Origin of the sequence: Nonomuraea sp. NPDC005650, from assembly GCF_040605375.1 — a bacterium.
Lineage (GTDB): Bacteria > Actinomycetota > Actinomycetes > Streptosporangiales > Streptosporangiaceae > Nonomuraea.
The window spans coordinates 23,349-49,557 of the sequence record NZ_JBEXCR010000024.1 but is presented as its reverse complement, the minus strand read 5'-3'; the positions used below and the strand labels follow the sequence as shown (position 1 = coordinate 49,557).

General features: G+C 71.4%; 27 protein-coding genes and 1 tRNA gene. 14 read left to right on the top strand and 14 right to left on the bottom strand.

Going from position 1 to position 26,209, the window contains the following annotated elements:
* Position 1 precedes the first annotated feature (1 nt).
* Genes ABZS69_RS36575 through ABZS69_RS36565 form a run of 3 tightly spaced genes read right to left on the bottom strand, consistent with a single transcriptional unit; the run spans position 2 to position 3,900 of the window.
* Entirely contained in the window at positions 2-1,771 is a 1,770-nt protein-coding gene (locus ABZS69_RS36575; RefSeq protein WP_355380108.1) for a serine/threonine-protein kinase, read from the bottom strand.
* Between the two features lie 58 nt (positions 1,772-1,829).
* Entirely contained in the window at positions 1,830-2,831 is a 1,002-nt protein-coding gene (locus ABZS69_RS36570) for a hydroxyacid dehydrogenase (protein ID WP_355380106.1), read from the bottom strand.
* Between the two features lie 34 nt (positions 2,832-2,865).
* The gene (locus ABZS69_RS36565; RefSeq protein WP_355380104.1) at positions 2,866-3,900 is read right to left on the bottom strand and encodes a substrate-binding domain-containing protein; all 1,035 of its coding nucleotides are present in this window, start codon (positions 3,898-3,900) and stop codon (positions 2,866-2,868) included.
* Positions 3,901-4,000: 100 nt separating this feature from the next.
* Here ABZS69_RS36565 and ABZS69_RS36560 point away from each other — a divergent pair, with 100 nt between their 5' ends.
* The 3 genes from ABZS69_RS36560 to ABZS69_RS36550 all read left to right on the top strand — a co-directional run bounded on the left by ABZS69_RS36560 (position 4,001) and on the right by ABZS69_RS36550 (position 6,414).
* Positions 4,001-5,107: a winged helix DNA-binding domain-containing protein gene (locus tag ABZS69_RS36560; RefSeq protein ID WP_355380102.1), complete on the top strand. Its 1,107-nt coding sequence runs from the start codon at positions 4,001-4,003 to the stop codon at positions 5,105-5,107.
* Between the two features lie 9 nt (positions 5,108-5,116).
* Positions 5,117-6,073, top strand: a complete 957-nt coding sequence (locus ABZS69_RS36555) for a sugar kinase (protein WP_355380100.1) — start codon at positions 5,117-5,119, stop codon at positions 6,071-6,073.
* Positions 6,074-6,156: 83 nt separating this feature from the next.
* A complete protein-coding gene (locus ABZS69_RS36550; protein ID WP_355380098.1) occupies positions 6,157-6,414 on the top strand; it encodes a dsRBD fold-containing protein in 258 nt (85 codons plus the stop codon).
* Between the two features lies 1 nt (position 6,415).
* Here the strand turns inward: ABZS69_RS36550 and ABZS69_RS36545 are convergent, their stop codons facing one another.
* From ABZS69_RS36545 to ABZS69_RS36525, 5 genes are read right to left on the bottom strand one after another with little or no spacing between them, the layout of a single operon-like run.
* On the bottom strand, positions 6,416-7,321 hold the full coding sequence (locus tag ABZS69_RS36545) for a dihydrodipicolinate synthase family protein (RefSeq protein ID WP_355380096.1): 906 nt from the start codon (positions 7,319-7,321) through the stop codon (positions 6,416-6,418).
* On the bottom strand, positions 7,318-8,307 hold the full coding sequence (locus ABZS69_RS36540) for an ABC transporter ATP-binding protein (protein WP_355380093.1): 990 nt from the start codon (positions 8,305-8,307) through the stop codon (positions 7,318-7,320). The genes ABZS69_RS36545 and ABZS69_RS36540 overlap by 4 nt, the downstream gene beginning before the upstream one ends.
* Positions 8,300-10,225 carry a dipeptide/oligopeptide/nickel ABC transporter permease/ATP-binding protein gene (locus ABZS69_RS36535; RefSeq protein ID WP_355380091.1) on the bottom strand — a complete coding sequence of 642 codons (1,926 nt, stop codon included), beginning with the start codon at positions 10,223-10,225 and terminating at the stop codon, positions 8,300-8,302. The genes ABZS69_RS36540 and ABZS69_RS36535 overlap by 8 nt, the downstream gene beginning before the upstream one ends.
* Positions 10,222-11,181, bottom strand: a complete 960-nt coding sequence (locus ABZS69_RS36530; protein WP_355380089.1) for an ABC transporter permease — start codon at positions 11,179-11,181, stop codon at positions 10,222-10,224. Before ABZS69_RS36530 ends, ABZS69_RS36535 begins: the two co-directional genes overlap by 4 nt.
* Positions 11,178-12,782, bottom strand: a complete 1,605-nt coding sequence (locus tag ABZS69_RS36525) for an ABC transporter substrate-binding protein (protein WP_355380087.1) — start codon at positions 12,780-12,782, stop codon at positions 11,178-11,180. Before ABZS69_RS36525 ends, ABZS69_RS36530 begins: the two co-directional genes overlap by 4 nt.
* Positions 12,783-12,915: 133 nt before the next feature.
* Here ABZS69_RS36525 and ABZS69_RS36520 point away from each other — a divergent pair, with 133 nt between their 5' ends.
* Positions 12,916-13,626, top strand: a complete 711-nt coding sequence (locus ABZS69_RS36520; RefSeq protein ID WP_355380085.1) for an FCD domain-containing protein — start codon at positions 12,916-12,918, stop codon at positions 13,624-13,626.
* On the opposite strand, the gene ABZS69_RS36515 is transcribed toward ABZS69_RS36520, so the two are convergent.
* Positions 13,623-14,210 (bottom strand): HD domain-containing protein, encoded by a 588-nt coding sequence (locus ABZS69_RS36515; protein ID WP_355380083.1) that lies wholly within the window; start codon positions 14,208-14,210, stop codon positions 13,623-13,625. The genes ABZS69_RS36520 and ABZS69_RS36515 overlap by 4 nt on opposite strands.
* A 38-nt stretch (positions 14,211-14,248) precedes the next feature.
* Here ABZS69_RS36515 and ABZS69_RS36510 point away from each other — a divergent pair, with 38 nt between their 5' ends.
* On the top strand, positions 14,249-15,109 hold the full coding sequence (locus tag ABZS69_RS36510; RefSeq protein WP_355380080.1) for a DUF4429 domain-containing protein: 861 nt from the start codon (positions 14,249-14,251) through the stop codon (positions 15,107-15,109).
* Between the two features lie 69 nt (positions 15,110-15,178).
* Positions 15,179-15,607: a nucleoside deaminase gene (locus ABZS69_RS36505; protein WP_355380078.1), complete on the top strand. Its 429-nt coding sequence runs from the start codon at positions 15,179-15,181 to the stop codon at positions 15,605-15,607.
* 68 nt (positions 15,608-15,675) lie between these two features.
* Here the strand turns inward: ABZS69_RS36505 and ABZS69_RS36500 are convergent, their stop codons facing one another.
* Positions 15,676-16,884 carry an NADP-dependent malic enzyme gene (locus tag ABZS69_RS36500; RefSeq protein WP_355380076.1) on the bottom strand — a complete coding sequence of 403 codons (1,209 nt, stop codon included), beginning with the start codon at positions 16,882-16,884 and terminating at the stop codon, positions 15,676-15,678.
* Between the two features lie 424 nt (positions 16,885-17,308).
* Between ABZS69_RS36500 and ABZS69_RS36495 the strand changes: the two genes are divergently transcribed.
* From ABZS69_RS36495 to ABZS69_RS36480, 4 genes are read left to right on the top strand one after another with little or no spacing between them, the layout of a single operon-like run.
* Complete coding sequence (locus ABZS69_RS36495; RefSeq protein ID WP_355380075.1) at positions 17,309-18,025, top strand: ABC transporter ATP-binding protein; 717 nt, start codon at positions 17,309-17,311, stop codon at positions 18,023-18,025.
* A complete protein-coding gene (locus ABZS69_RS36490) occupies positions 18,022-18,747 on the top strand; it encodes an ABC transporter permease (protein WP_355380073.1) in 726 nt (241 codons plus the stop codon). Before ABZS69_RS36495 ends, ABZS69_RS36490 begins: the two co-directional genes overlap by 4 nt.
* The gene (locus ABZS69_RS36485; RefSeq protein ID WP_355380071.1) at positions 18,744-20,036 is read left to right on the top strand and encodes a sensor histidine kinase; all 1,293 of its coding nucleotides are present in this window, start codon (positions 18,744-18,746) and stop codon (positions 20,034-20,036) included. The genes ABZS69_RS36490 and ABZS69_RS36485 overlap by 4 nt, the downstream gene beginning before the upstream one ends.
* A 3-nt stretch (positions 20,037-20,039) precedes the next feature.
* Positions 20,040-20,675: a response regulator transcription factor gene (locus tag ABZS69_RS36480; protein WP_355380069.1), complete on the top strand. Its 636-nt coding sequence runs from the start codon at positions 20,040-20,042 to the stop codon at positions 20,673-20,675.
* Between the two features lie 60 nt (positions 20,676-20,735).
* Here the strand turns inward: ABZS69_RS36480 and ABZS69_RS36475 are convergent.
* The 3 genes from ABZS69_RS36475 to ABZS69_RS36465 form a co-directional block, all read right to left on the bottom strand.
* A tRNA-Lys gene (locus tag ABZS69_RS36475) sits at positions 20,736-20,809 on the bottom strand.
* 41 nt (positions 20,810-20,850) lie between these two features.
* A complete protein-coding gene (locus ABZS69_RS36470) occupies positions 20,851-21,774 on the bottom strand; it encodes a nucleoside hydrolase (protein ID WP_355380067.1) in 924 nt (307 codons plus the stop codon).
* 237 nt (positions 21,775-22,011) lie between these two features.
* Positions 22,012-22,404, bottom strand: coding sequence for an OsmC family protein (locus tag ABZS69_RS36465; protein WP_355380065.1), 393 nt, complete (start codon positions 22,402-22,404; stop codon positions 22,012-22,014).
* A gap of 52 nt (positions 22,405-22,456) precedes the next feature.
* Between ABZS69_RS36465 and ABZS69_RS36460 the strand changes: the two genes are divergently transcribed.
* Positions 22,457-23,158, top strand: a complete 702-nt coding sequence (locus ABZS69_RS36460; protein WP_355380063.1) for a hypothetical protein — start codon at positions 22,457-22,459, stop codon at positions 23,156-23,158.
* 50 nt (positions 23,159-23,208) lie between these two features.
* Entirely contained in the window at positions 23,209-23,985 is a 777-nt protein-coding gene (locus ABZS69_RS36455; RefSeq protein WP_355380060.1) for an FAD:protein FMN transferase, read from the top strand.
* Between the two features lie 74 nt (positions 23,986-24,059).
* Here ABZS69_RS36455 and ABZS69_RS36450 read toward each other — a convergent pair whose 3' ends face one another.
* Positions 24,060-24,335 carry a hypothetical protein gene (locus tag ABZS69_RS36450; RefSeq protein WP_355380058.1) on the bottom strand — a complete coding sequence of 92 codons (276 nt, stop codon included), beginning with the start codon at positions 24,333-24,335 and terminating at the stop codon, positions 24,060-24,062.
* A gap of 134 nt (positions 24,336-24,469) precedes the next feature.
* Between ABZS69_RS36450 and ABZS69_RS36445 the strand changes: the two genes are divergently transcribed.
* A complete protein-coding gene (locus ABZS69_RS36445; RefSeq protein WP_185068013.1) occupies positions 24,470-24,850 on the top strand; it encodes a phage holin family protein in 381 nt (126 codons plus the stop codon).
* A 7-nt stretch (positions 24,851-24,857) separates the two neighbouring features.
* Positions 24,858-26,186, top strand: a complete 1,329-nt coding sequence (locus tag ABZS69_RS36440; protein WP_355380056.1) for an aromatic amino acid lyase — start codon at positions 24,858-24,860, stop codon at positions 26,184-26,186.
* The last annotated feature ends 23 nt before the right edge of the window (positions 26,187-26,209 follow it).

Sequence of the window (26,209 nt, the reverse complement as noted above, 5' to 3'; positions counted from 1 at the left end):
CTCAGTCGCTCGGGTAGGTCCTGACCACCTTGCCCTGGAGGTTGGCGACCAGGTAGCCCGAGCGATAGTCGTCGGACGCGTAGACGAGCAGCACCTGGCGCGGGTTGGCGAACGCGTAGTCGGGGTCCACGATCAGGTACCGCGTCTTCGGTCTGGGGACGCCGAGGCCCGTGTTCGCCTTCTTCAGCAGGGCCGGGAGGGCGTCCCAGTTGTACTTCTGCAGGTCCACGACAGGGGTGTTCACCTTCCCTCCGGCGCTCGAGCGGGTGATCTCGCCGTCGCGGTAGTAGTACGTGTCGTAGAGCTCCTTGTCCCTCTTCAGCGGTGCCTCAATCGAGGCGTACGTGGGGTACACGGTCATCCTGACGACCTTGGTGCCACCGAGCTCCGACTTGATCTTGGCGATCAGCGACCGCATTCCCGAAGCGGTGTGCAGGTTGCCCGGCGTGGCGGGCGTGCTGGCTCTCGGGGACTCGGAATCCTCGGGATCGGCGACCTCCCGCGAGGTGGACGGCGTCTTCGGGTCGTCCCTCGTGGTGTCCTTGGTCTGGGAGGGGACCAGCTGCCACACCAGCACGCCCACCACCGTGACTGCGACGACCGGCGTCACGATGCCCACGACGCGGGCGGTGCTGCTGCGACGGCGGCGCGAGTTCACGGTGGTCGCCTTGGGGATCGGCGCCGGGCCCCACGGGGGCTGCCGCGGCGCGTGCCCGTACCCGGGCGGCATGGTGTGCCCGGACGCCGGCGGCCCCGTGTGACCGGCCATGGGAGGCCCGGTGTGACCGGCCATGGGCGGCACCGTATGGGCTCCGTGCGGCCCGGACGCCGCCGGGTTCATCCCAGGGCCCATCCCCGGGCCCATCCCCGGGCCAGGGCCCATGAAAGGGCCCATCGCGGGGCCCATCGGGCCGGGCGCGGCGGGCATCGGGGGCGGCGCCGCGCCGGGGTCGGCCGCCGCGGCGAGCATGCGGTCGAGGCTTTCCGCGTCGGGGCGGGCCGCCGGATCTCGTCTGAGCAGCGCGCCCAGCACGGGGCTGAGCGCTCCGGCGCGCTCAGCCGGCGGCACCTCCTGGTTGAGCACGGCTGCCAGGGTCGCCAGCGTGGTGCTCCTGCGCAGCGGGTGCCGCCCCTCCACCGCCACGTACAGCATCATGCCGAGCGACCAGAAGTCGGAGGCCGGGTCGCCCTCGACGCCGTTGATGCGCTCGGGCGCCATGTACTCGGGCGAGCCGATGAACGACCCGGTGGCCGTCAGGCTCGTGGACTCGCGTACCGCCGCGATGCCGAAGTCGGTGAGCACCGAGCGGCCGTCCTCGCGTAACAGGACGTTGGCGGGCTTGACGTCGCGGTGCTGGATGCCGACGGCGTGCGCGGCCCGCAGCGCGGACAGGACCTCCCGGCCCAGGCGCGCCACCTCGTGCGGCGGCATGGGCCCGCGCTGGATGCGGTCCTGGAGCGAGCCGCCCGTGACCAGCTCCATAACGATCCAGGGGTAGCCCTCCTCGCCGGGGTCGACGATGTGGTGGATGGTGGCCACGTGCGGATGGTTCAGCCGGGCCAGGGCGCGGGCCTCGCGCAGCACCCTGGCACGCAGCTCGCGGGCGCCCGCCGGGTCCTGCTCGTCCATGGAGGGGTCGGGCGGGCGTACCTCCTTGAGCGCGACCTCGCGGTGCAGGGCCACGTCCCAGGCCCGCCACACCAGGCCCATGCCCCCGCCACCGAGCCGCTCGTTGAGCTCGAAGCGGCCGTCGATCACCCGTTTGTGCATGCAGAGCAGCGTAGGGCCGTCCCGGTGCCCGCGCCATCGGACCCCGACAGAACGGGCATTACGCGCTTATCGCCAGCGACCCCGCTTCGACGCCGTACCGGAACGGCAGGCCCTGGGCGTACCTGGACAGCTCGTCGAGCGCCTGGTGGGCCAGGCGGGGCAGCTCGCCGCCGAGCGACCCGGCGATGTGCGGGGTGAGCAGGACGTTCGGGAGGTCGAAGAGGGGCGAGTCGGCGGGCAGCGGGTCGGGCTCGGTCACGTCGATCACCGCGTACAGCCGCCCGCCGGCCAGCTCGGCGACGAGCGCGTCCTGATCGACGAGCGCGCCCCTGGCGGTGTTGATCAGCGTGGCGCCGTCGCGCATGCGGGCGAGGCGGGCCGCGTCGATGAGGTGCCGGGTCTCCGGGAGCGAAGGCGCGTGCAGGCTGACCACGTCGCACCGCTCGATCAGCTCGTCCAGCCCGACGTGCGGCACGCCCAGGTCCTCCGTCAGGTACGGGTCCGCGACCAGCACGTCGAGCTCGAACGGCCGCAGCAGCTCGATCACCCGGCGGCCGATCCTGGAGGCCCCGACGATGCCGACCGTGCGCCGGTAGTTGCCGAACCCGGGGAAGCGGCCGTCCGCGTCGATCCGCGTCCGCTGCTCGCGGTAGAGCCCGGCGATGTCGAGCACGCGCTTGTTGGCGAACAGGATCGAGGCCAGCGTGAACTCTGCCACGGGCTCGGCGTTGGCCGCCGCGGCGGACGACACGAGGAGGCCGCGCTCCCAGCACGCCTCGGTGACGTGGTGCTTCACCGTGCCGGCGGCGTGCACGATCGCACGCAGCCTGGGCGCCCTGGCCAGCACGTCCGCCGTAACGGGCGGGCACCACCAGCTCGTGTAGAGCACCTCGGCGCCGGCCAGCGCCTCGGCCACGGCCGGGTCGGCGAAATCCTCGGCCACCAGGCCGGGATCGACGTCGGCGATGCCGACCAGGCGGTCGCGCACCTCGCCGGTGACGAGCCGGGCCGCCACCGGTCGCCCCATGGCCAGCAGCGTCTTCGGCCGTGATCCGCTCATATCGCTCCCCCCGCAATCAATACGATCGAATCGATCATAACGAAGGGGGTGCGGACGACTCGCGGGGCCTGAGCTCGGGCAGCAGCGCCAGGTGGCGGCCGACCGGGGCGGCGTCCGCGGTGAGCCGGGTGACCAGCAGGTCCACCGCGCAGCGCCCGACCTCCTCCTTGGGCGGCGCCACGGCGGTGAGCGAGGGCGAGCAGAACGCGGCCACCTCGTCGTCGTAGGCGACCAGCGACACCTCGCCCGGGATGTCCACGCCGGCCGCGCCCAGGTGCCTGACCAGCGTGAGCGCGTCCTCGTCGTTGTGCACGAGCAGGCCCGTCACGCCCCGGTCGCGCACCAGGCGCAGCACGCCCGCCACGAGGTCGTCCGTGCGGTCGCGGTCGATGACGATCTCGGCGGGGGCGTCCAGGCCCAGCGCCGATGCGCCCGCCAGCAGGCCCGCCCTGATCCCGGGCGTGGTCGGGCTGGGGTAGGCGACCAGCGCGAGCCCGCGGTGGCCCAGCCCGGCCAGGTGGCGCACGGCGAGGTAGGCGCCGTGGGCATGGTCGGAGGCGACCGCGTCGAGCGTGGCGGCCGGGCCGGCCGGCTCCGCCCGGCGCTCCACCAGCACGGCCGGGACGCGCAGCCCGGCCAGCCACTCCGCGTGGGAGTCGTCGGGCTGCCTGCTCGGGGTGAGCAGCAGGCCGTCGATGCCGCCCTTGACGAGCTGGCGCACCTGGGCGCGGTCCTCGGCGTCCTCGTAGCGGGAGATGCCGAGCACGAGGCGCGCCCCGGCCCTGGCCGCCCGCTCCTGGGCGCCCTTGATCACGGCCGGGTAGTAGTAGTGCGCGGTCGGGACGAGCATGCCGATGGTCAGCCCGGAGGCGCGCGGGGCGGGGGCCTCGGCGGGCAGGGTTACGCCGCCGTGCACCCTGGTGAGCAGGCCCTGGGCGGCCAGGTGCTCGACGTCCCTGCGCAGGGTGACGGCGGAGACGCCCAGCGCCTCGGCCAGGTCGGCCACCCGGGCCGAGCCGCGGTCGCGGACCTGGCGGAGGATGAGCCGGTGGCGCTGCTCGACGGACATGCTCCCGATCCTATGCCTTTCGAAGTGATCGTTTTGATTTCGTTCGATCAGCGCACCATTGCGGTCTGTTACAGACCGCAATAACCCCTACCTTTGGACCATGGATCCGCTCATCAGCCGCAGAGCGCTCAACCGGGCCACGCTCGACCGGCAACACCTGCTGCGCCGCACCGGCAACACCGTGACCGAGGTCGTCGAGCACCTCGGCGGGCTTCAGGCGCAGACCCCGCACACCTGGTACACCGGCCTGTGGACCCGCGTCGAGGGTTTCAAGCCCGCCGACGCCGCCGACCTGCTGCTCTCGCGCGAGCTCGTCCGCATCGCGCTGCAGCGCGGGACGATCCACCTCGTCACCGCCCGCGACTGCCTGGCCGTCCGGCCGCTGCTGCAGCCCGCCATCGGGCGCATGACCAGGTCGACGTTCGGCAAAAGGCTGGAGGGAGTCGATCTGGACGAGCTGGCGGCGACCGCGCGGGAGCTGCTGGAGGAGCGGCCCATGACGTTCGCCGAACTGGGCGGGAAGCTGGCCGAGCGGTGGCCGTCGAACGATCCGCACGCGCTCGGCCAGGGCGTGCGGTGGCTGGTGCCGCTCGTACAGGTGCCGCCGAGGGGCCTGTGGGGCAGGAGCGGGCCCGTCGCGCACACGAGCGCCGAGTCCTGGCTGGACGTCGAGGCGCCGCCGATGACCCCGGCCGAGCTGGTGCTGCGCTACCTCGCGGCCTTCGGGCCCGCGTCGGTGATGGACGTGCAGACGTGGTCGGGGCTGACCCGGCTGGGCGAGGTGGTCGAGTCGCTCGACCTGGTCCGCTTCAGGGACGAGTCCGGCCTGACCCTGTACGACCTCCCCGACGCCGCGCGGCCCGGCGAGGACGCCCCGGCGCCGGTGCGGCTGATGTACGACTTCGACAACCTGTTCCTGTCGCACGCCGACCGCTCCCGGGTCATCGACGACACGGGACGGGCCGCCCTCCAGGGCTACGTGGGCACGAACGTGGTGCCGCGCGTCATCCTGGTGGACGGCTTCACCGCCGGCGACTGGACGGTCGCCCGCGCCAAGGGCACCTCCACGCTCACCGTCCACCAGTGGACGCCGATCCCGGTGCTGGAGGAGGTCGAGGCGGAGGCGCGGAGGCTGCTGGAGTTCCTGGCCCCGGGGGACAAACACGAAATCTCGATCTCCGACAAGCCGTCCAAGCCCGGACACTAGGCTGCAGCCATGCACAAACCGGTGATCGACCTTGTGACTTTCGGCGAGACCATGGCGCTGTTCGCCGCCCGCCGTACCGGGCCGCTGCGCTTCGCCCGCGACTTCGACCTGGGCCTGGGCGGCGCCGAGTCCAACGTCGCCATCGGCGTGGCCCGGCTGGGGCACGGCGTGACCTGGGTCGGCAGGGTCGGCGCCGACGAGTTCGGCGACCTCATCCGCGCCACGCTGGCGGGCGAGGGCGTGGACGTGCGGGCCATCCCCGATCCCGGCGCGCCGACCGGGCTGATGATCAAGGGCAGGCGCACCGCCGACCTCATCGACGTGCGTTACTACCGCAAGGGCAGCGCAGGTTCCCGATTGAGCGCCGCCGACCTCGACCCCGAGCTCATCAGGTCGGCCAGGGTGCTGCACGTCTCCGCAATCACGCCCGCGCTCTCGGAGTCGGCGCGCGAGGCCGTACGGCACGCCATCGCCGTGGCCCGGGCAGCCGGGGTGCTCGTCTCCCTGGACGTCAACTTCCGCAAGGCGCTCTGGACGCCCGAGGAGGCCGGGGCGTGGCTGCGCGAGACGGTCGGGAACGTGGACGTGCTGTTCGCGACCGAGGCCGAGGGCCGGCTGATCGCCGACGTGGAGGGCCCCGAGGAGCTGGCCAAGGCGCTGGCGGCGCTCGGCCCGCGGCACGTGCTGGTCAAGTTCGGCGCGAGGGGCGCGATGGAGCTGTCGGAGGGCGTCGTGTGGCGGGCGGAGCCGTACCGGGTGACGGAGGTGGACTCCGTGGGAGCCGGGGACGCGTTCGCGGCCGGCTGGCTGGCGGACTGGCTGGCCGGGGCGGAGCCCGCGGAGCGGCTCAGCACGGCGTGCGCGGCGGGGGCGTTCGCGGTGACCTCGCAGGGCGACTGGGAGAGCCTGCCGCGGCGGGCCGACCTGAGCCTGCTGCGGCGGCCCGCCGACGGCGTGGACAGATGACCGGCGGCAGGCCCTAACAGGCCCCCTGACCTTTACCTTTGGACTCATCCGAGAGACCCTCGAAGGTAGGGAGGTGGGTCTCCATGGAGTACAAACAGTGGAACATACAGATCTGGATCAGTGAGGACGACGAGGACGCCGTGACCACGGCCACGGCGGTGCTGTTCACCGCGGACGGCAAACGGCACGAAAGCGTGGCGCACGCCCGACGCAACCCCGGCGACCGGCCGGTCCCGGGGATCGGGGACGAGCTGGCCGCCGGGCGGGCCCTGTCGGTGCTGGCCTCGAAGTTGATCGAGGACGGCGCTGACGACGTGGCCCAGCTGGCCGGAACGGCATAGCTCAGAGCAGTCCGGCGGCAGCGAGGAGCTTGCCGATCCGGCCGACCTCGTCGTCGTTGAGCGGAATCTGCGGGAGCGCGGTGATCGGGCAGTCGATGACACCGCGTAGGTGGAGTGCGGCTTTGAAGGCCCCCAGGCCCGACGAGCTGCCGCCCATGCGTGAACCGCCTACACGGACTATCTCGAACAGCCTGACCAGGCGCTCCTGCTCCGCTCTGGCCGCCTGCCAGTCGCCCCGGGACGCGCACCGGTAGAGCTCGACGTATCCCTGCGGGTCCACGTTGCCCAGACCGGGCACCACGCCGTCCGCGCCCATCCACAGCGCCGAGTCCACGGTCACCTCGGACCCGGTGAGCACGCTGAAGGACGCCTCGCGGCCCAGGATGACCTGCCGCAGGCCGCCGTCGTCACCGCTGGAGTCCTTCACCCCGGCCAGCGCGCCCTCGGCGGCCAGCCCGAGCAGCAGCTCGGCGCTCAGCTTCGTGTGCACGGAAACCGGCAGGTCGTACGCGTACACCGGCAGACCGCCCCGCGCGGCGATGGTCCGGAAGTGGGTGCGGATCTCGTCCGGATGGGTACGCGTGTAGAACGGCGCGGTCGCCACCAGCCCCGCCACCCCGGCCTCGGCCGCGACCCGCGCGTGTTCGAGCACGCGCGGCGTCGTCATGTCGATCACGCCGGCCAGCACCGGCACCTGCCCGCCCACGTGGCCGACCACGGTGTCCAGCACCACCCGCCGCTGCGCGTCCGTCAGGTACGCCACCTCCGACGACGACCCCAGCACGAACAGCGCGTCCACACCCCCCTCCAGCAGGTGGTCGACCAGCCGGACCAGCGAGGCGGCGTCCACCTCGTAGTCAGGGGTCAAGGGGGTGCAAACCGGGGGAATGACACCGGTCAAAGTCATACACGCTCCTGGATCAGCTCTACGTCGGTCGCTCCCGCCGCCACCGGGTGGTGGCAGTGGAAAAGGTGGTCGCCTTCGGTCTGCGCCGCGGGCCAGTCCTCGGCACAGAGGTGATCTGCCCGCCAGCAGCGGGTGCGGAACGGGCAGCCGCTCGGCGGCTTGGTGGCGGAGGGCACCACGCCCACGAGCGGGATCGGGTTGATGGGCGAGATCAGGCCCGGGGTCGCGGAGAACAGGGCCCGCGTGTACGGGTGGCGGGCGCCCATCGGCACGGCCTGCGCGGGCGCCTGCTCGACGATCCTGCCGAGGTACATGGTGACCACGCGGTCGCTCATCCTGCGTACCGTCTGGATGTCGTGCGAGACGAACACCAGCGCGAGCCCGAGCCGCTCCTTCAGGTCGAGCAGCAGGTTGAGTATCTGGGCGCGGACCGAGACGTCGAGCGCGCTGGTGGGCTCGTCGGCCACGACCAGCTCGGGTTCGAGCGCGAGCGCCCTGGCCACGGCCACGCGCTGGCGCTGCCCGCCGGACAGCTGGCTGGGCAGCGCGTCGGCGGCGCTGGCGGGCAGGCCCACCAGGTCGAGCAGCTCGCGTACGCGGGCGTCACGCTCGGCGGGGGTGCCGCGGCGGTGCACGTTGAGCGGGTCGCGCAGCACCTGCCTGACGGGCAGGCGGCGGTTGAGCGCCGTGGACGGGTCCTGGAAGATCATCCCGACGCTCGAACCGATCAGCGCGCGCCGCTCGGACTCCTTCAGCGCCCACAGGTCCTTGCCGCGGAAGCTCACGGTGCCCTGGGTGGGCCGTTGCAGGCCGACCAGCACCCTGGCCAGCGTGGACTTGCCGCAGCCCGACTCGCCCACTACCCCGACCGTCTCGCCGGGGCTCACCGCGAGGTCGGCCTCGGTCAGCGCGTGGACGCGGTCCCGCGAGAACAGGCCGCCCGAGCGGGCCTTGTGCACGACGTGCACGTTCTTCAGCTCAAGCACGCTGCTCACTCCCTACGAGCGCCGGATGATGGCAGGCCACCGCGTGCGTGGTGTCCCCCGTCAGCACCGGAGCCTCGGTACGGCACACGTCCGTGGCCATGGGGCACCGGTCGGCGAACCGGCAGCCGGGCGGGAAGTCGGCCGGGGCGGGCACCACGCCGGGGATCTGCGTGAGCCGCTCGGCGCCCGACTCCAGCGACAGCACCGAGCCCAGCAGGCCGCGGGCGTAGTGGTGGGCGGGCGCCCCGACCAGGGTCGCCGTGGCGCCGGTCTCGACGATCTGGCCGCCGTACATGACGACCACGCGGTCGGTGACGTCGGCGACCAGCGCGAGGTCGTGCGAGACGAGGATCAGCGCGAACCCCAGCTCCTCGCGCAGCCTCAGCAGCAGCTCGATGACCTGCGCCTGGACGGTGACGTCGAGCGCGGTGGTGGGCTCGTCGGCGACGATCAGCTTCGGGTCGCGCGACAGCGCCATCGCGATCAGCACCCGCTGCCGCTGCCCGCCCGACAGCTCGTGCGGGTAGGCGGACAGGGTGCGGCGGGCGTCGAGGCCGACGAGTTCGAGCAGCTCGGCGGGGGTGCGCCGGCCGCCGCGGCGGGTGAGCTGCTTGAGCTGGGCCTTGATCGTCATGGCCGGGTTCAGGGACGAGAGGGCGTCCTGGTAGACCATCGCCATCTCGTGACCGAGCAGGCGGCGGCGGGCGCTGCGCGACTCCGAGAGCAGCTCGCGCTGGTCGAAGCGGACGTGGCCGCTGACGCGGGCCTCTCGTGGCTGCAGGCCCATGATGGTCAGCGCGGTCAGCGACTTGCCGCAGCCCGACTCGCCGACCAGGCCGAGCACCTCGCCCGGGTGCACCTCGAAGCCGATGCCGTCCACGATGTCCACGCCGTCCGCGAACCCGATCCGCAGCCGTTCCACCGTGAGGATCGGCGGGCCCTGCGGGAGCGGGCGGGCGCGTTCGGCCAGCCTGCGGGCGGCCTCGGCCAGCCCCGGCAGCTCGACGACCTCGCCGGACCCGGGCCTGGCCCGCTCGAACGCGTCGTCCTTCTTCGGGACGGCCCTGCGGGCGGCGGGCGCGGCCCAGGCGTCGGAGATGCCCTCCGAGAGGATGTTGAGCGCGAGCACGGTCAGCAGGATCATCAGGCCGGGGAAGACCGTGGCCCACCAGCCGCCGAGCAGCACCAGGTTCTTGCCGTCGGCGATGACGCTGCCCCAGGAGGGGTTCGGCGGGCGGACGCCGGCGCCGATGAACGACAGCGACGCCTCGAACACGATCGCGTCGGCCACCATGACCGTGCAGAAGACGAGCACCGGCGCCGCGCAGTTGATCGCGACGTGCTTGACGACGATGTACGGCGTGCGCGCCCCGATGATCCGCTCGGCCGCCACGTAGTCCTCGCCGTACTGGGCGATCACGTTGGCCCGCACGACCCTGGCGACGGACGGCATGTAGAGGAAGGCCATGGCCATGACCAGCACCGGGATGCTGCCGCCGAACACCGCCACCAGCACGGCCGCCAGCGCGATGCCGGGGAAGGCCATGATGATGTCGAGCACGCGCATGATGGTCTCGTCCACGGCCCTGCGCGAGGTGGCCGCGGTCGCGCCGACGATCGCCCCGGCCACCAGGGCGAGCCCGGTCGCGCCGAGGCCGATGATCAGCGACCAGCGGGCCCCGTACAGGAGCCTGGACAGGATGTCGCGGTTGGCGCTGTCGAGGCCCATCCAGTGCGCGGCCGACGGGCCGCCGCCCGTGGCCTCCTGGACGTACGGCGAGTGCGGCGCGATCCACGGCGCCAGCAGCGCGCCCAGCACGACCACGGCGACGATGCCGACCGCGACCCACGACAGGGGCTTGAGGCGGCGCAGGCCGCTGCCCGGCCGGGAGAGCCGTTCCGTCAGTCCACGTCTCATGAGGCGCTCCTGAGGCGGGGGTTGACCAGCAGGTAGAGGATGTCCACGACCAGGTTGACGACCATGAAGCCGACCGCGATGGTCAGCACCACGCCCTGGACGACGGCCGGGTCGCCGTTGAGCACGGCGCTGATCATGAGCTGGCCCATGCCGGGCAGGCCGTAGATGGTCTCGATGACCACGGTGCCGCCGATCAGGTAGCCGATGCGCAGGCCGAGCACGGTCAGCGGGGTGATCAGGGCGTTGCGCAGCACGTTCCTGCCGACGACCACGATCGGCGGCAGGCCGCTGCCGATCGCGGTGCGCACGTAGTCGCGGTCCAGCTCCTCCACCATCGAGGTGCGGATGATGCGGGTGAGCTGGGCGGCGATCGGCAGCGACAGCGACAGGGCGGGCAGCGTCATCGACTGCAGCCAGCCGGTCGTGGAGTCGGCCGGGTTGATGTAGCCGCCGGTCGGGAACAGGCCCTGGCCGACGGCCAGGTACTGGATCATCAGCAGCGCCAGCCAGAACGACGGCGCCGCCACCCCGATCAGCGACACCACGCGGATCACCTGGTCCGGCCAGCGGTCGCGGAACAGCGCCGCGGTGACGCCGAACACCAGCGACAGCACCACCGCGACGGCCAGGCCCAGGAACGTCAGCTGCAGCGTCAGCGGCAGCGCGGTCGTGATGGAGTCCACCACCGGCTGCTTGGTGAGCACGCTGGTGCCCATGTCACCCCGGGCCAGGTCGCCGACGAACCGGACATAGCGCAGGGGCAGCGGGTCCAGCAGGCCGTTCTCGAGCTGGAACTGGTGGATCTGCTCGGGGGTCGGGTTCGCTCCCTGGAAGTACGCGTACTCCGGCTTGCTGTTGGAGAAGCGCATCACGATGAAGACGAACGCGACCACGCCGAGCAGCAGCGGGATCAGCATGAGGAGCCGCCGCAGCAGCATCCTGGCGACGAGCGTCATGTCCTCTTGGCCTGCAGCAGGTTGATGCCGGGGTAGGGCTGGGCCCGGATGCCGGACAGCTTCTTCGGGTCCCAGGCGGTCATCAGCTCGTTGTGGACGACGGGGTAGAGGATCGCCTGCTCAGCCACGAAGTCCAGATATTTGTGGATAACTTCGGTCCGCTTGGCTTTGTCGGTTTCCTTGCTGGCCTCGTCCATCATCGCGAACAGCTTCTTGGCGTCCGCGGTGCCGTCCCAGTGGCTGTACTTCATCCACAGGCCGCCGGGTACGTAGTTGTAGTGCAGGATGAGGTCGGCGTCCATGCCGAACTGGTTGGGGTTCGAGGCGGCGGCGACCACCTGGTAGTCCTGGAACTGGTCCATCTTGGCGAACAGCGCGGCCGTGTCCTGCGGCTCCAGCGTCGTCTTGATCCCGATGGCCTCCCAGGAGGCGGCGATCGTGGGCAGGCAGTCCGCGATCCAGCTCACGTTCACGGCCATGAGGTTGATCGTGAGATCCTTCACCCCGGCCTCGGCCAGCAGCGCCTTGGCCTTGTCCGGGTCGTAGTCGTAGACGACCGAGGCCCGCTTGTAGTCGGGGTTGCCCTCGTTGAGGAAGGAAGTGGAGGCCGTGCCGTGGCCCTTGAGCGCCACGTCGATCATCTTCTGCTTGTCGATCGCGTAGTGCAGGGCCTGGCGGACGCGGATGTCGTCGAACGGCTTGGCGCCGGTGTTGAACATCAGGAACATGTGGTTCATGCCCTTGCCGCCCTCGACCGTCAGACCCTGCTGCTTGAGCTGGTCGACGTTGGCGTAGGGGATGTTGTCGGCGATCTGCGCCTCGGCCGAGCCGCCGGAGATCTTGGCCACGCGGGCGGCGGCGTCCACGATCGTCAGCCAGTTCATCTTCTTGGCCGTGGCCGGGCGCGGGCCGTTGTAGCCGTCGAACGCCTCGAAGGTGGTGTTGGACTTGGGGTTGTGGGCGGTCTGCTTGTACGGCCCCGAGCCCATCGTCATGCCGCTCTTGGCCTTGTCCCACGCGCCCGCCTGGCTGAACACGTGCTTGGGGAGGATCTTGGCGATGGTCAGCCTGGGTGCCGCGTCGGGGAAGGGGAACTTGAAGACCAGCTCGACGTTCTTGTCGTCGACCTTCTTCACCTCCTGGAGCCAGGACTTGAAGAAGTTGCCGGCCAGGACGTTCTCCGGGCCCAGGATCCGCTCGAAGGTGAACACCACGTCGTCGGCGGTGACCGGCTGCCCGTCGTGCCACTTGGCGCCGTCTCTGAGCGTGAACTTCCAGGAGGTCGCGTTCAGGTCGGTGGGCAGGGCGGTGGCCAGGGCCGGGTACGGCTCGCGCGTGATCGGGTCGGTGTCGAGCAGCCCCTCGTAGATGTGCTGGATCCCCGCCATCGCGAATGCCGACGCCGTCTGCGTCGGATCCCAGCTCTGGTCGTTGCCGTATCCGATGACTGCGGTGATCAGGTCCTTGTTGGATCCGGCGCCGACCGACCCGGTCGAGGCCGGGCCGCCGGAACACGCGGAGAGTGTCGCCGCGACGAACGCCGCAGCACCCGTCGCCCCGCTGTAACGCAGGAAGTCGCGGCGGCTGAACTCAGAGCTCACGGATGCCTCCTGAGGGGTAGAACGTGGGACATCCCATGTCCTATCTTTACCGTAACGTGGACGCTAGATGCTGCCCCGGCTTGAGGTCAACAGAAGATTTCCGGAATGTTACCTACCGGCGAAAGGAATTTTCATGGCCACTGTCCCGCGTCCGGCGCGGCCCAGCCGTGCCGTCGAGGCCCAGGAGGGCGTCAAGGACCTGATCGTCCGGCGTGGGCTGGTGGCCGGAGACCCCCTGCCGACCGAGTCGGAGCTCATGGAGGAGCTGCGGGTCAGCCGCAACTCCGTCAGAGAGGCCCTCAAGGCCCTGCAGGCGGTCGGCATCGTGGACATCCGCCACGGCTTCGGCATGTTCGTGGGCCGGATGTCGCTGGCGGGGCTGGTGGACGAGCTGACCTTCCACAGCCGCATCACCCTCCAGAACGGCAGGAACCACCTGGCCAACCTGGTCGAGATCCGCGAGATCCTGGAGAGCGGCCTCGTGGAGCGCCTCATCGAGCTGGGGCCCGAGGTCGACCTGACGCCGGTCGCCGAGGTCATCGCCAGGATGGAGGCCGAGGCGCCGACCGGGCCGGTCTCCCCCGAGACGGACCGCCTCTTCCACGACCTCCTCTACCGCCCGCTCGGCAACCCGCTGGTGAGCCAGCTCCTGGGGGCGTTCTGGGACGTCTACTACCAGCTGCGCGACGAGCTGGGCGCGCCCGACGAGCCGCCGGGCGACGTGGTCAGGCGCCATCGCGACATCTACACGGCCGTGCTGGCCGGCGACCGGGCCGCGGCCGTGGCCGCCGTACACGCCCATTTCGAGGGCGTACGCAACCGGGTGGCCAGGATCGGCCGCTAGTAGGCGCTGAGCCGCTCCACGCGGGGATGCCAGCGCGTGCGCCACTCCCCGTACCACCTGGCGAACCAGGGGTGGGCTCCGGCCAGCGGCATGATGTACGCGACGGTCTCCAGGTAGTAGCGCCGCTGGAACCGCCACGGCATCCGCTGCAGCTCCTGCACGTTGCTCACCCGGTCGGCCAGCTTCACGAACACGGCGCGCAGCGGCGCCTGCACGAGCGAGCTCAGGTAGTCGGCCTTCGCGACCCCGCGGGGCCTGGTCGCCCACCGTACGAGCTCGGCCACGTCAGGGCCGAACCTGCGCGCGACCTCCGCCTCGGTGCACGGCGTGTCCTCCAGCACGTCGTGCAGCACGATCGCCACGAGCACGTCCCTGTCGGTCAGCTCGGCGCCGACCACGGCCACCTCCAGCGCCTCGAGCAGATGCTCCAGGTACGGGCGCCCGGTGGGCCGCTGCTGCACCCCGTGCCGCGTGCGGGCGAACGCCACCGCGTCGCGCAGGGACTCCGTGGTCCCGGGCGGAAGCGCCTCGCTCAGGGGGCCCTCCGCCTGCGCCCAGGACGACCAGCTCGTGAAGATCTCCATCCCGCTCCCCTCGACCCCGCGTGTCCTAGGCTGAGAATATGGCCGAGATCGCCGTCGCCGACGGCTCGTGGACGTTCAACGGCGAGTTTCTGCGCATCGTCCCCGGAAGCGACAAGGGCGTGCACGAGCTGCGCAGGACGCTGGGCGAGGTCGTGGTGCCGCTGGAGGCGATCGCGAGCATGGCGTTCGAGCCGTCGCGCAAGGGCGGCCACGTGCGGATGCGGCTGCGGAAGGGGGCCGACCCGCTCTCCGACGCGGTGGCGGGGCTGCTCGGCCCGCCCGCCGACCCCTACCGGCTGACCGTCCCCAAGAGCCGCGCGGGCGCGGCCGAATACTTCGCCGACGAGGTCCGCGACACCCTGCTCGTCTACCAGACGCCCACCGCCGCCTGCGACGACTACCTCCTGCCCGGTCCCTCCGTGCCCGTCTCGGCCACGGCGGGCGACGGCACCGCGCTCTTCGACGGGGAGCGGGTGCGGCTGGAGTGGACCGGGTTCGCGAGCACGGAGAAGGAGAAGGCGGGGCCGCAGGAGTTCCCGCTGTCGGACGTGGCCGGGGTGGAGTGGAAGCCGCAGTCCGGCATGGGGTACGGCACGCTGCGGTTCCGCGTCAAGGACGAGGGACCCGCGCAGCCGCCGCAGAAGGACCTCCACTGCGTGTCGTGGGGCATCCAGCGCTTCGGCGGCACGACCGCCCTGGTCGCCGCGGCCGTGCTGGCCCGGCTGCCGCGGGAGGCCGAGCTGCCGCCGCCTCCGCCGCCGCCCGTCTCCGACGACGTGCACGACGCGGTCCTGCGCCGACTGAAGGAGCTCGGTGAGCTGCACCGGTCCGGGGTGCTGACAGACGAGGAGTTCGCGGCGGCCAAGCAGGCCATGATCCGCCGCCTCCAGGAGACGTGACCCCCGTGTGGTCAGTGCCTCCGCGGCCGGTGGAAAATATGGCCAGATGCCCGTGATCGGAGGATGAGCGTGACCCACGACGAAGAGAAGCTCCTGCGCCGTGCCATCGAGCTGGCCGCGGAGGCCCGGGCCGGCGGCAACCCGCCGTTCGGCTCGCTGCTGGCCGGCCCGGACGGGTCGATCCTGGTCGAGGAGCGCAACAGCTCGCTCACCGACCGCGACATCACCGCGCACCCGGAGCTGAAGCTGGCCCGGTGGGCCGCCCGGGAGCTCGACCCCGCCGCCGCGGCCACGACCACGATGTACACCAGCTGCCAGCCCTGCGGGATGTGCGCGGGCGCGATCGCCCGTTCCGGCCTGGGGCGCGTCGTCTACGCGCTGTCCGGCGAGCAGCTCGACGGCCTCAAGCCGCCGGGCACCGCCTTCGTCGACGCGCCCGCCGAAGGTCCGGCCCTGTACGACGAGGCACGCGTACCCGTCGAGGGCTACTACGCCTGACCCCGTCCCGCGCCCGGCCTCCAGACGGAGCCGGGCGCCCAGCCGGTGCGCCCCGCCTGTGCGGGCCGTCAAAGGCCACGCAGGCGGGCCACGCCGTCGCGGCGGGCCTGGTCGGCCACCGCCGCGGCCACCGCCGGCACCACCCGCGGGTCGAACGGCTCCGGGATGATCCGCTCCACCGACAGCTCCTCCTCGATCACGGTGGACAGGGCGTGCGCCGCGGCCAGCTTCATGTTCTCGGTGATCTCCACAGCCCGCGCCGACAGGGCGCCCCTGAACACGCCGGGGAAGGCGAGCACGTTGTTGATCTGGTTGGGGAAGTCGCTGCGCCCGGTGGCCACGACGGCGGCGTGCTCCCGCGCGATCTCCGGGTGGATCTCCGGCTCGGGGTTGGACAGGGCGAACACGATCGCGTCCGGCGCCATCGACGCGACGGCCCGCTCGCTGACCGTGGCGCCCGACAGGCCGACGAAGACGTCCGCCCCCGCCATGGCCTCCTCGGTCGTGCCGGTGTGACCCGACCGGTTCGTGCAGGTGGCGATCAGCGCCTTGTACGTGTTGAGGTCCTTGCGGCCCTGGTGGATCACCCCCCTGCTGTCGGACACGACGACCTCGGCGATGCCGGCCCTGACCAGGGTGCCGGCGACCGCGAGCCCGGAGGCGCCCGCGCCGGCCACGACGGCCCGCAGGTCCCACAGCCGCCGGCCGGTCAGCCTGGCCGCGTTGCGCAGCGCGGCCAGCACCACGATCGCCGTGCCGTGCTGGTCGTCGTGGAAGACCGGGATGTCCAGCCTCTTCTTGAGCCGGCGCTCCACCTCGAAGCAGCGCGGGGCGCTGATGTCCTCCAGGTTGATGCCGCCGAAGGACGGAGCCAGGCGGACGATCGTGTCCACCAGGTCGTCGACGTCCGTGCAGTCCAGGCAGATGGGCACCGAGTCCACGCCCCCGAACTGCTTGAACAGCAGCGACTTGCCCTCCATGACCGGCATGGCCGCGGCCGGGCCGATGTCGCCGAGCCCGAGCACGGCGGTGCCGTCGGTGACCACGGCGACCACGTTGGACCGCCAGGTGTAGTCGTCGGCCAGCTCGGGCCGCTCGGCGATGGCCGTGCACACGCGGGCCACCCCCGGCGTGTACGCGAGCGACAGGTCGCCGGCGTCGCGCACCGGCACCGAGGGGCGCGTCTCCAGTTTTCCGCCCGCGTGCAGGCGGAAGGCGGGGTCCTGGTCGAGCAGCGTGGCCAGGCCGAGGGCCGGCGCGGTGATCTCGCTCGTCATCCGGAGCTCCTAGAACCGCAGCAGCCGGCCGGACGGGGTGCGCGTGTCCGGCTCCTCATTTCGCACCGTGATCCGTGTGGCCTTTCTCAGCCGTATGCGTTTCATGACGTCCGGGCCTTTCCCCTGGATGTGATTAACAGCACATCCCGAGTGTCACACGGTCGGCAATTCCCGGTTACCCCATGACCCCCCTATATCGGAGCCGTCCCCTGGTGGCGGTACGCGGCGGTAGGGGTCGTCCGGCGCCGGAGCCGGCCGGCGCGCCGCGAACTCCTAGATCTCGGCGCATGACCGTTTAAGGGTTCGCTAGGGGTGGGAAAGCCGCGATTCAATATGAGCTCGGCTTTATCCCGACGACGGGCTGACCCCCTATCAACCGTTCGGAGGATGTTGGCGGCCGCCGGCCCCGATGATGCTCTTAGACATGACAGTCATCGAGATCGAGGGCATGAGCAAGAGCTACCGAGGCAGGCAGGTCCTGGAGAACGTGTCCCTGAAGGTGGAGAGAGGCGAGATCTTCGGGATCGCCGGCCCCAACGGAGCGGGCAAGACCACCACCGTCGAGTGCGCGTCGGGCCTGCGTGACCGCGACGGCGGCGTCCTGCGCGTGCTGGGGCTGGACCCGCGGGCGGACCGGCGCCGGCTGCTTCCGCGCATCGGCGTCCAGTTACAGGAAGCGGCCCTTCCCGACGCGCTCAAGGTCGGCGAGGCGCTGAAGCTGTACGCCTCCTTCTACGACAGGCCCGCCGACTGGCGGGTGCTCATGGAGGAGTGGGGGCTGACCGAGCGGCGGCGCTCCAGCTTCGCGAGCCTGTCGGGCGGCTGGAAGCAGCGCCTGTTCATCGCGCTGGCCCTGGTCGGCAACCCCGAGGTGGTCTTCCTCGACGAGCTCACCACCGGCCTGGACCCCGCCGCCCGCCGCATGACGTGGGGTCTGGTCCGCGGCATCCGCGACCGCGGCGTGACCGTGGTGCTGGTCACCCACTTCATGGACGAGGCCCAGGCGCTGTGCGACCGGATGGCGATCATCGATCACGGCCGCGTCATCGCCCAGGGCACCCCGGGCGAGCTGATCGCCCAGGGGCGTGCCGAATCGCTGGAGGACGCGTACTTCGCGCTGACGGAAGGGCAGGCGGCATGATGAGAGGCATCACCCAGACCATCGGAGTCGAGCTCAAGCTGATCGTGCGGGATCCGATGTCGGCGTTCTTCGCGCTGGCCTTCCCGGTGATCATGCTCTGGGTCAAGCTGCGCAGCGGCAAACCCCTTCCCGGCGGGCTGCCGGCGGTGGACGCCACGGTGCCGATGCTGAGCGTCTTCGTCATCGGCCTGGCGGCGCTGGTCATCCTGCCGGCCACCCTGGCCAACCACCGCGAGCGCCGGGTGCTGAAGCGCTTGCTGGCCACCCCCGCCTCGCCCGGCATGCTGTTCGGCGCCCAATGGGTCGCGCACATGCTGCTGGCCGTGCTCGGCACGGTGCTGCTGGTCGCCATCGGCCTCGTCGCCTACGACCTGACGACCCCCGCCGACCTCGGCGCCGTGGTCGTGGCCTGGCTCCTGGCCGCGCTGAGCCTCAGCGGCATCGGCTTCCTCCTCGGGGCCGTGGTCCCCTCCGGACGCGCCGCGACCGTGATCGGGCTGAGCCTGTTCTTCCCGATGGTCTTCATCTCCGGCGCGGTGATCCCGCGCGAGACCATGGGCGAGAGCATGCGGGCGATCGGCGACCTGACCCCCATGGCCCCCGCCGTCCAGGCGATCCGCGACGGCTGGGAGGGCCACGCGGCCTCCCCGCTGTCGCTCGCCATCATGATCGCGATCTGCCTCGTCGCCGGCGGCGTCGCCGTGAAGGCCTTCCGGTGGTGAGCGGCGTCGGGCCGGGGCCGGTGGACACGTCCGCCGGCCCCGGCCCTTCCCGGTGGGACCGGGTCTGGCCCTTCCTGCCCTACCTGTTCATCGCGCTCCCTGCCGGTTTCTCCCTGCTGCGGGACTGGCGGCTGGAGACGCTGGTCCTGGCGCTGATCGGGGTGGCCTGGCACTGGTACCTGGTCGGGGCGCACCCGGAGTGGACCAGGCGCCGCCCCGTCGCGCTCGTCTACTTCGTCGGCCTGCTCGCCGTCGTCGGAGCGCTGGTCAGCATCGACTCGGTGTTCACGGTGGCCGGTCCGGCGGTGTTCATCCAGTCCTTCGCGCTGCTGCCCCGCTGGTGGGCCTACGCCGGGGTGGTCGCGACCGCCGGAGTGCTGGTCTCGACGCGGCCGGAGGCCGGGCGGAGCCCGGGTCAGCTGCTCTTCTCGTTCCTGGTCGCGACGCTGGTCGCCGCCACGGTCGGCCTGGTGGTCCAGACCATCTCCGACCAGAACGAGAGCCGCAGAGTGATGATCGCGCAACTCCAGGAGACCGGCGCGAAGCTGGCCGCCCTCGCGGCGGAGAACGCGGACCTGCAGGCCCAGCTGCTGACCAGGGCCCGCGAGGCCGGGGTGCTCGGGGAGCGGCAGCGGCTGGCCAGGGAGATCCACGACACGATCGCGCAGAGCCTGACCGCCATCGTCACCCAGGTGGAGGCCGCCGAGGACGCGCTCGACGACGTCGAGGCCGCCCGCGCCCGCCTCGACACGGTCCGCACGCTGGCCAGGGACAGCCTGCAGGAGGCCCGCCGCTCGGTGCAGGCGCTGCGCCCGGCGCCGCTGGCCGGGTCGCAGCTGCCCGCCGCCCTCCGGGACGTCTCCGCCAAGTGGTCGCGGGCCGGCGGCGTGCCCTCGTCCGTGGAGGTCACCGGCGAGGCCCGGCCGCTGCACGCGGAGGTGGAGGTCACCCTGCTGCGGGTGGCGCAGGAGGCGCTGTCGAACGTCGCCAAGCACGCTTCGGCCGGACGGGTTGCCCTCACTCTGTCGTACATGGAAGATGTCGTGGTGCTGGACGTACGCGACGACGGAGCCGGTTTCGCCCCCGAGCCACCTGGCCGCCCGGCCGCGCCCGCCTCAGAGACGGGCGGTTTCGGCCTCCTCTCCATGCGCCAGCGCGTGACCAGGCTGGCGGGCGACTTCCAGATCGAGTCGGCCCCCGGCGAGGGCACCGGCGTCTCCGCCACCCTCCCCGCCCTCCCCGCCGTTCCCGCAGAAGAGCCGTCGGGCCGATCCGGAAACGCCGGGTGAGACATGCCGATTCGGCTGATCATCGTGGACGATCATCCGGTGGTCCGCGACGGGCTGCGCGGGATCTTCACCGGCGACGGGTTCGAGGTGGTCGGGGAGGCGGGCGACGGGCTCGAGGCGCTGGCCGTGGTGGAGCGGACCGACCCCGACGTCGTGCTCACCGACCTGCGCATGCCGAGGATGACGGGCGCGGAGCTCATCCGCCGGCTGCGCGAGCAGGCGCCCGGCGTGCGCGTGCTCGTGCTGACCACGTTCGATGACGACGCGGACGTGCTGCCGGCCATCGAGGGGGGCGCGACCGGCTACCTGCTCAAGGACACCCCGCGCGCCGAGCTGCGCCGCGCCGTGCAGGCGGCGGCGCGCGGCGAGACCGTGCTGTCCTCCTCCGTCGCCGGCGTGCTGGCGCAGAAGCTGCGCGCGCCGCGTCAGCAGCCTCTCAGCCCCCGCGAGCTGGAGGTCCTGTCGCTCATCTCCCGGGGCGCCACCAACCGCGAGGTGGCCAAGAAGCTGTTCATCACTGAGGCCACCGTGAAGACGCACCTGCTGCACATCTTCGCCAAGCTCGACGTGAACGACCGCGCGGCCGCCGTCGCCGCCGCCTACGAGACGGGCCTGCTGCGGCCGGGCGCCGGCGGCTGAGCCCGGCCTCCGGTACGATCAAAAAAGCCCAGGCCACCTGGGTGACCTGGGCTTTCGCTGTGCGCCGCCAGGGACTCGAACCCCGGACCCGCTGATTAAGAGTCAGCTGCTCTGACCAACTGAGCTAGCGGCGCAACAGGTGTAACTGTATCAGCCGCTGAGCCCTGCCCGCACATCATCCGAGCCGCCCCGCCAACCTCCCGTACGCTCCCAGCACCAGGTCCCAGAACCCCTTGACGTCGAGCGACGTGGCCACGAGCGCGTTCGCGTCCTGCTCGCTCACCTTGAAGTCCGTCACGGTCATCCCCCGCGTGTACAGCCCGGCGGTCTCGACGTTCACCACGGCGGGGACGCAGGTGAAGAGGGAGGGGTCGAGCACGTACGCCACCGCGCACGCGTCATGGATGGCGGGGCCCCCCTCGGCCGTCACCACCCCGTAGAACTGCGCGGCCGGCACCAGCAGCTCGGCCAGCTTGCCGAGGGGCCGCATCCGGTCCAGGACGTCCGAGGTCACCACGGCGGACAAGGTCACGTCCAGCCCCAGCATCCGCACCGTCCACCCGGCGCCGAAGACGATGGCGGCCGCCTCCGGGTCGGCCAGCATGTTGAACTCGGCCGCCGGGTTGGAGTTGCCGCGTGTGAACGAGCCGCCCATGATCACCAGTTCGCGGGCCCACTCCACGACGCGCGGCTCGCGGCGTACGGCGAGGGCGATGTTCGTCAGCGGGCCCACGGCCACCAGCGTGATCTCGCCCGGGGCGGCCTTCAGGGTGTCCACGATGAAGTCCACCGCGTGGCCGTCGGAGGGCCCCCGCTGCGGCGTGGGGAGCACCGCGCCGCCCAGGCCCGTGGTGCCGTGCACGCGGGTGGCGCGCACGGCCTCGCCCAGCAGGGCGCCGGCGCTGCCCGGCGTCACGGGGACATCCCCCATTTCCAGGAACTCCCGCAGGGCGAGGGCGTTCGCGGTGGTCAAGGAGAGATCTACGTTGCCGCCCACGGTGGTCACGCCCACCACGTCCAGGGAAGGGGATCCGGCCGCCAGGGCCAGGGCGAGCGCGTCGTCGATGCCGGGGTCGCAGTCAATGAGGACTTTCTTCACGTAAGGGGAGCTTACGCATAGATCGGGCCGGGCAGTTCCCCCAAAGCTGCCCGGCCCGATCGTTGGCGGTCCAGGCCGGCGATTCCCCCAAAACGCCGGCGGTCCCGCACTGGCGAACCGCGGTCCCCCTCCGCGTCCGCTTCGGTGAAGGTCTATTGGCCTCTTGACCTGCTACAACGTTACCGAGACGAATGCAACGGTCGCGTCATAACGGGGTCGAATATCTGTTTAATCCGACTACGGAAGCTCCAACCGAACCTCCGTACCTTCTTGCAACGACCTGCTCACCGTGCAGTACTTCTCGTGCACCCGCTCCGCGACCGCCCTGAACACCTCGCCGGCCTCCTCCGAGGGCAGCTCGACGTCATACGTGACGGTGACCGGGCCGAGCTTGCTCGGCTCGACCTTCTCCGCCTGCACCGTCATCGCCAGGCGGACCAGCCGGTGGCCCCGCTTGGCGGTCAACGGCTCGACCGTCACGATGTTGCATCCGCCTATCGCCGCCAGCAGCAACTCCACCGGGGTGAACACCCCGTCCTCGTCCCCGCCACCCATCCGCACCTCGGCGCCGCGGGCGTTCGTGGCCCGGAATCCGCCGTCGTCAGTCCGTTCGACACGCACGTTAGCCATGTTTCAGACCCTACTCAGAAACCTTTAATGTTCGTTCAGGATCGTGAGAGGCATGGCTAGCGAGGCGAATGCGAACCACGGTCCCGTCCTGTTCTGGTGCGGCGTCGCGGTTGCCGAGTTCGGGGCGATCCAGCCGGGCTTCGGTTATCCGTGGCGGCCCACCGCCTACGCCGCCGCGGCGCTGCTCGTCGCGCTCGGCGTGCTCACCGTCAAGGCCGCCGACTACCTCCGTACCGAGGAGGCCAGGCAGCGCCTGCGGCTCGGCAGCTATCTCGCCGGCGCGCTGCTGGTGGCCCACCAGTTCAGCTCCTCGGCATATGTGACCGAGCTGAGCCGCGCGGGCTCGCTCATCCTGTACGCGATGGCCGCCGTCATGGCGGTCTGGAGCCACCAGGTCGTCCACACGACCAGGCCGACCCTGCTGATCGCCACCGGCCTCGACGCGGCCGCCCTGCGCGAGCGGCTGACCGGGGCGCCCGACACCGTGGCCGTCTACCGGACCGAGCGGGCCACCGACGAGCTGCGCGACCTGGAGGCCCGATACGGGCTTATCCTCATCGAGGGCGCCGAGCACGACCCGCGGGCCAAGGAGCGGCTGAGCGCCTCCGGCCTGAGCCGCCAGATTCCCGACATCGCCGAGCGCGACGTGGTGGTGGCCGGTCCGCGGCAGTTCAAGAGGTACGTGGGCGGCGCATTGTCACGCCTCGCTGTCCCGAGATCACAGGTTCATTTCAAATCTCGGCAAAAGGTTTAGCTCCACATTACGCGCCATCTGCAACGGTGGGCTGCGGACAAGGAGGCAAGGTGACGACTTTCCCCGGAAGCGCCCGTGTCGAGATGGTCATGGGCATGCCGGTCAGTGTGGACATCCGCACCGCTCTCCCGGCACGCGAGCTGGCGCCCCTGCTGGATGACGCGTTCTCCTGGTTGAGGTGGGTGGAAGACACCTTCAGCCCGGTAAAAGAGGACAGCCAGATCGGCCGGCTCAACCGCGGCCAGACGATCAGGCAGATCCCCGAGCTCATCGAGGTCCTCCACCGCTGCGACGAGATCAGCCTGGCCACCGACGGCTACTTCGAGGCCCGCATCAACGGCGTCATCGACCCGTCCGGCTACATCAAGGGCTGGGCGCTCGAACGGCTTTCCCGCGCCCTGGTCAACGCGGGCGCGGGCGACCACCGCATCAGCGCGGGCGAGGACATCAGGGTGCGCGGCTCGGCCGCCCCCGGCAAGCGCTGGCGCGTCGGCATCCGCGATCCGCGCAAGGACCTGGTCCGCAAGGTCGTCTTCGCCCACGACCTCGGCATCGCCACCTCCGGCGGCGCGCCCATCGTCAACCCGCACACGGGGGCCGTGGAGGAGGGGCTCGGCTCGGTCACCGTGATCGGTCCCGACCTGGGCATGGCCGACGCGTACGCCACTGCCGCCTACGCCATGGGGCCCATGCTGGCCAGGCGCTTCGCGGCCGACCTGGCGGCGGCGGGGCCGTACCAGACGATGATCATCACCCGGGACGGGCAGGAGGTCAGCACGCCCGGCTTCGCCGAGTACAGCGGAGCCGAGGCCCGCCTGGCGGGCTGAGCGCGCTCGCATGGTTACGGAGGGTGGCCCGCGTCGACCCCGCGCGGTCACCCCCGGCGCCCCCTGCCGCGCGGTCAGGCGTCGGGGTGTTTGCGCAAATAGTCGATGTAGATCGGGCGCAGTGCCTCGCCCAGCTGGCCCTCGCCGGAGGCGATGGCATCGCTGAGCAGCGCGGAGACCCTGCTGAGGTCGTTGGCGGTCTCGGTGCCGTGACCGCTGGCGGCCTCGGCGGCCGGGATCACCTTCAGCAGGTCCCAGAGGAACCCCAGATCCCCGTGACGTACGGCGTAGCGCACCGCCCGATCGTGCAACTCGTCGGCCGGCAACGACTCGAGCCCGTTCGCGTCCATCTCGCTCCCTCCCCATGGACGCCTCTTCCCGAGTTGGACCGATCATAACCGGCGACTACTCACGGTAACCGTTGGGAATCGTAGTGGCCGCGCCACTATCGGAGTGCCGTTCTGAAGTGGGAGGATCAAGCAGCGTGAGATTCATCATCAGAACCATCGCCGCGGCGGCGGCCCTGTGGGTGGCCATCCAGCTCGTCCCCGGCATCGAGGTCAGCACCTCCCCCAACTCCGCCAAATACTGGGGCGTCCTCCTGATCGTGGCGTTGATCTTCGGCATCGTGAACGCGATCGTCAAGCCCATCGTCAAGGCCCTTGGGTGCGCGATCATCGTCCTGACGCTGGGCCTGTTCCTCCTCGTGATCAACGCGGCCATGCTGCTGCTGACGAGCTGGATCTCGACCCAGCTCGACATCCCCTTCCACGTCGACAACTTCTACCCGGCCGCCTTCTGGGGCGCGATCATCATCAGCGTGGTGAGCTGGCTGCTGGGCCTGTTCATTCCCGACGGCGACTGAGCCGCCGGTGGAGCTCGACGGCGCCGGCCTGACCTGCGCGCAGGTCCACGAGGCCGCGTACGACGGGGCCCGGGTCACGATCGCATCCCTCGATCGGGCCCGGGCCGCGTGGGCCACCGCCCAGGAACTCACCGGCCCCGTGTACGGGCGGAGCACCGGCGTGGGGGCCAACAGAGGCGTCATCCTCGAAAAACCCGGCCTCGACCTGCTGCGCAGCCACGTGTGCGGAGCCGGCCCGCTGATCCCGCCGGCCCGCGCCCGGGCCATGCTCGTGGTGCGGCTCAACCAGCTCCTCGCCGGCGGCTCCGGCATCGACCCGGCCGTCCTGCCGGTGCTGGCCGAGGCGATCAACGGCGGGTTCACCCCGCCGATCCAGACGTACGGCGCCATCGGCACCGGCGACCTGTCCGCCCTGGCCACCACGGCCCTGTGCCTGCTGGGCGAACTCCCCTGGCACCCCGAATCCCCCGCCTCCCCCGCTCCCCACTTCCTCTTCGCCCCTGAGGACGCGCTGCCGTTCATCAGCTCGGGAGCCGCCACGCTGGCCGACGCCGCCATCGCCTGCCACCGCCTCCGTCTTCTCCTGGAGGCCGTCGTCGACGTGGCCGCGATGTCGTTCACCGCCGTGGGCGCCTCCGCCGAGCCGCTGGCCGCCGCCGTACAGGAGGCCCGTCCCCACCCCGGCCAGGCCGCCGTGGCCGCCCGCCTGCGCGGCCTGCTCACCCAGGAGCTGGCGACCCGCGTGCAGGACCCGTACGGCTACCGGGCCTTCGCCCAGGTCCACGGGACCGCCGTGGACGCCCTCGACCGGGCCACGGCCGCCATCGAGATCGACCTCAACGCCGCCGCCGAGAACCCCCTCATCTCCGGCTCCCTGGCCTGGCACAACGGCAACTTCCACTCGGCCCCGGTGGCGCTGGCGCTCGACGCGCTGCGCGCCGCGCTCGTACAGACGGCCCAGCTCAGCGCCGCGCGCCTGGCCACCCTCATGGACCCCGCCTACACCGGCCGCCACCCTTTCCTCGCCGACCGCCCGGGGGCGTCGGGGGCGCTGATCCTGGAGTACGTGGCTCAGGACGCCCTGGCCGAGCTCCGCCACCTCGCGACTCCGGTGACGACGGGGGTGGCGGTGATCTCCCTGGGCACGGAGGACCACGCGGGCTTCGCCACACAGGCGGCCCGCCACGCGCTGCGCTGCCTGGAGCCCCTGGAAATCGTCCTGGCCTGCGAGCGCACCGCCGCCCTGCGCGCCCTCAACACCCCCACCCCCGACCGTCCCCTCACCGACGACCTCACCACCTCCCGCCACGCCCTCACCCAGCACCCACCCCTCTGACCCACCCGCCACCCGGGGGGTCA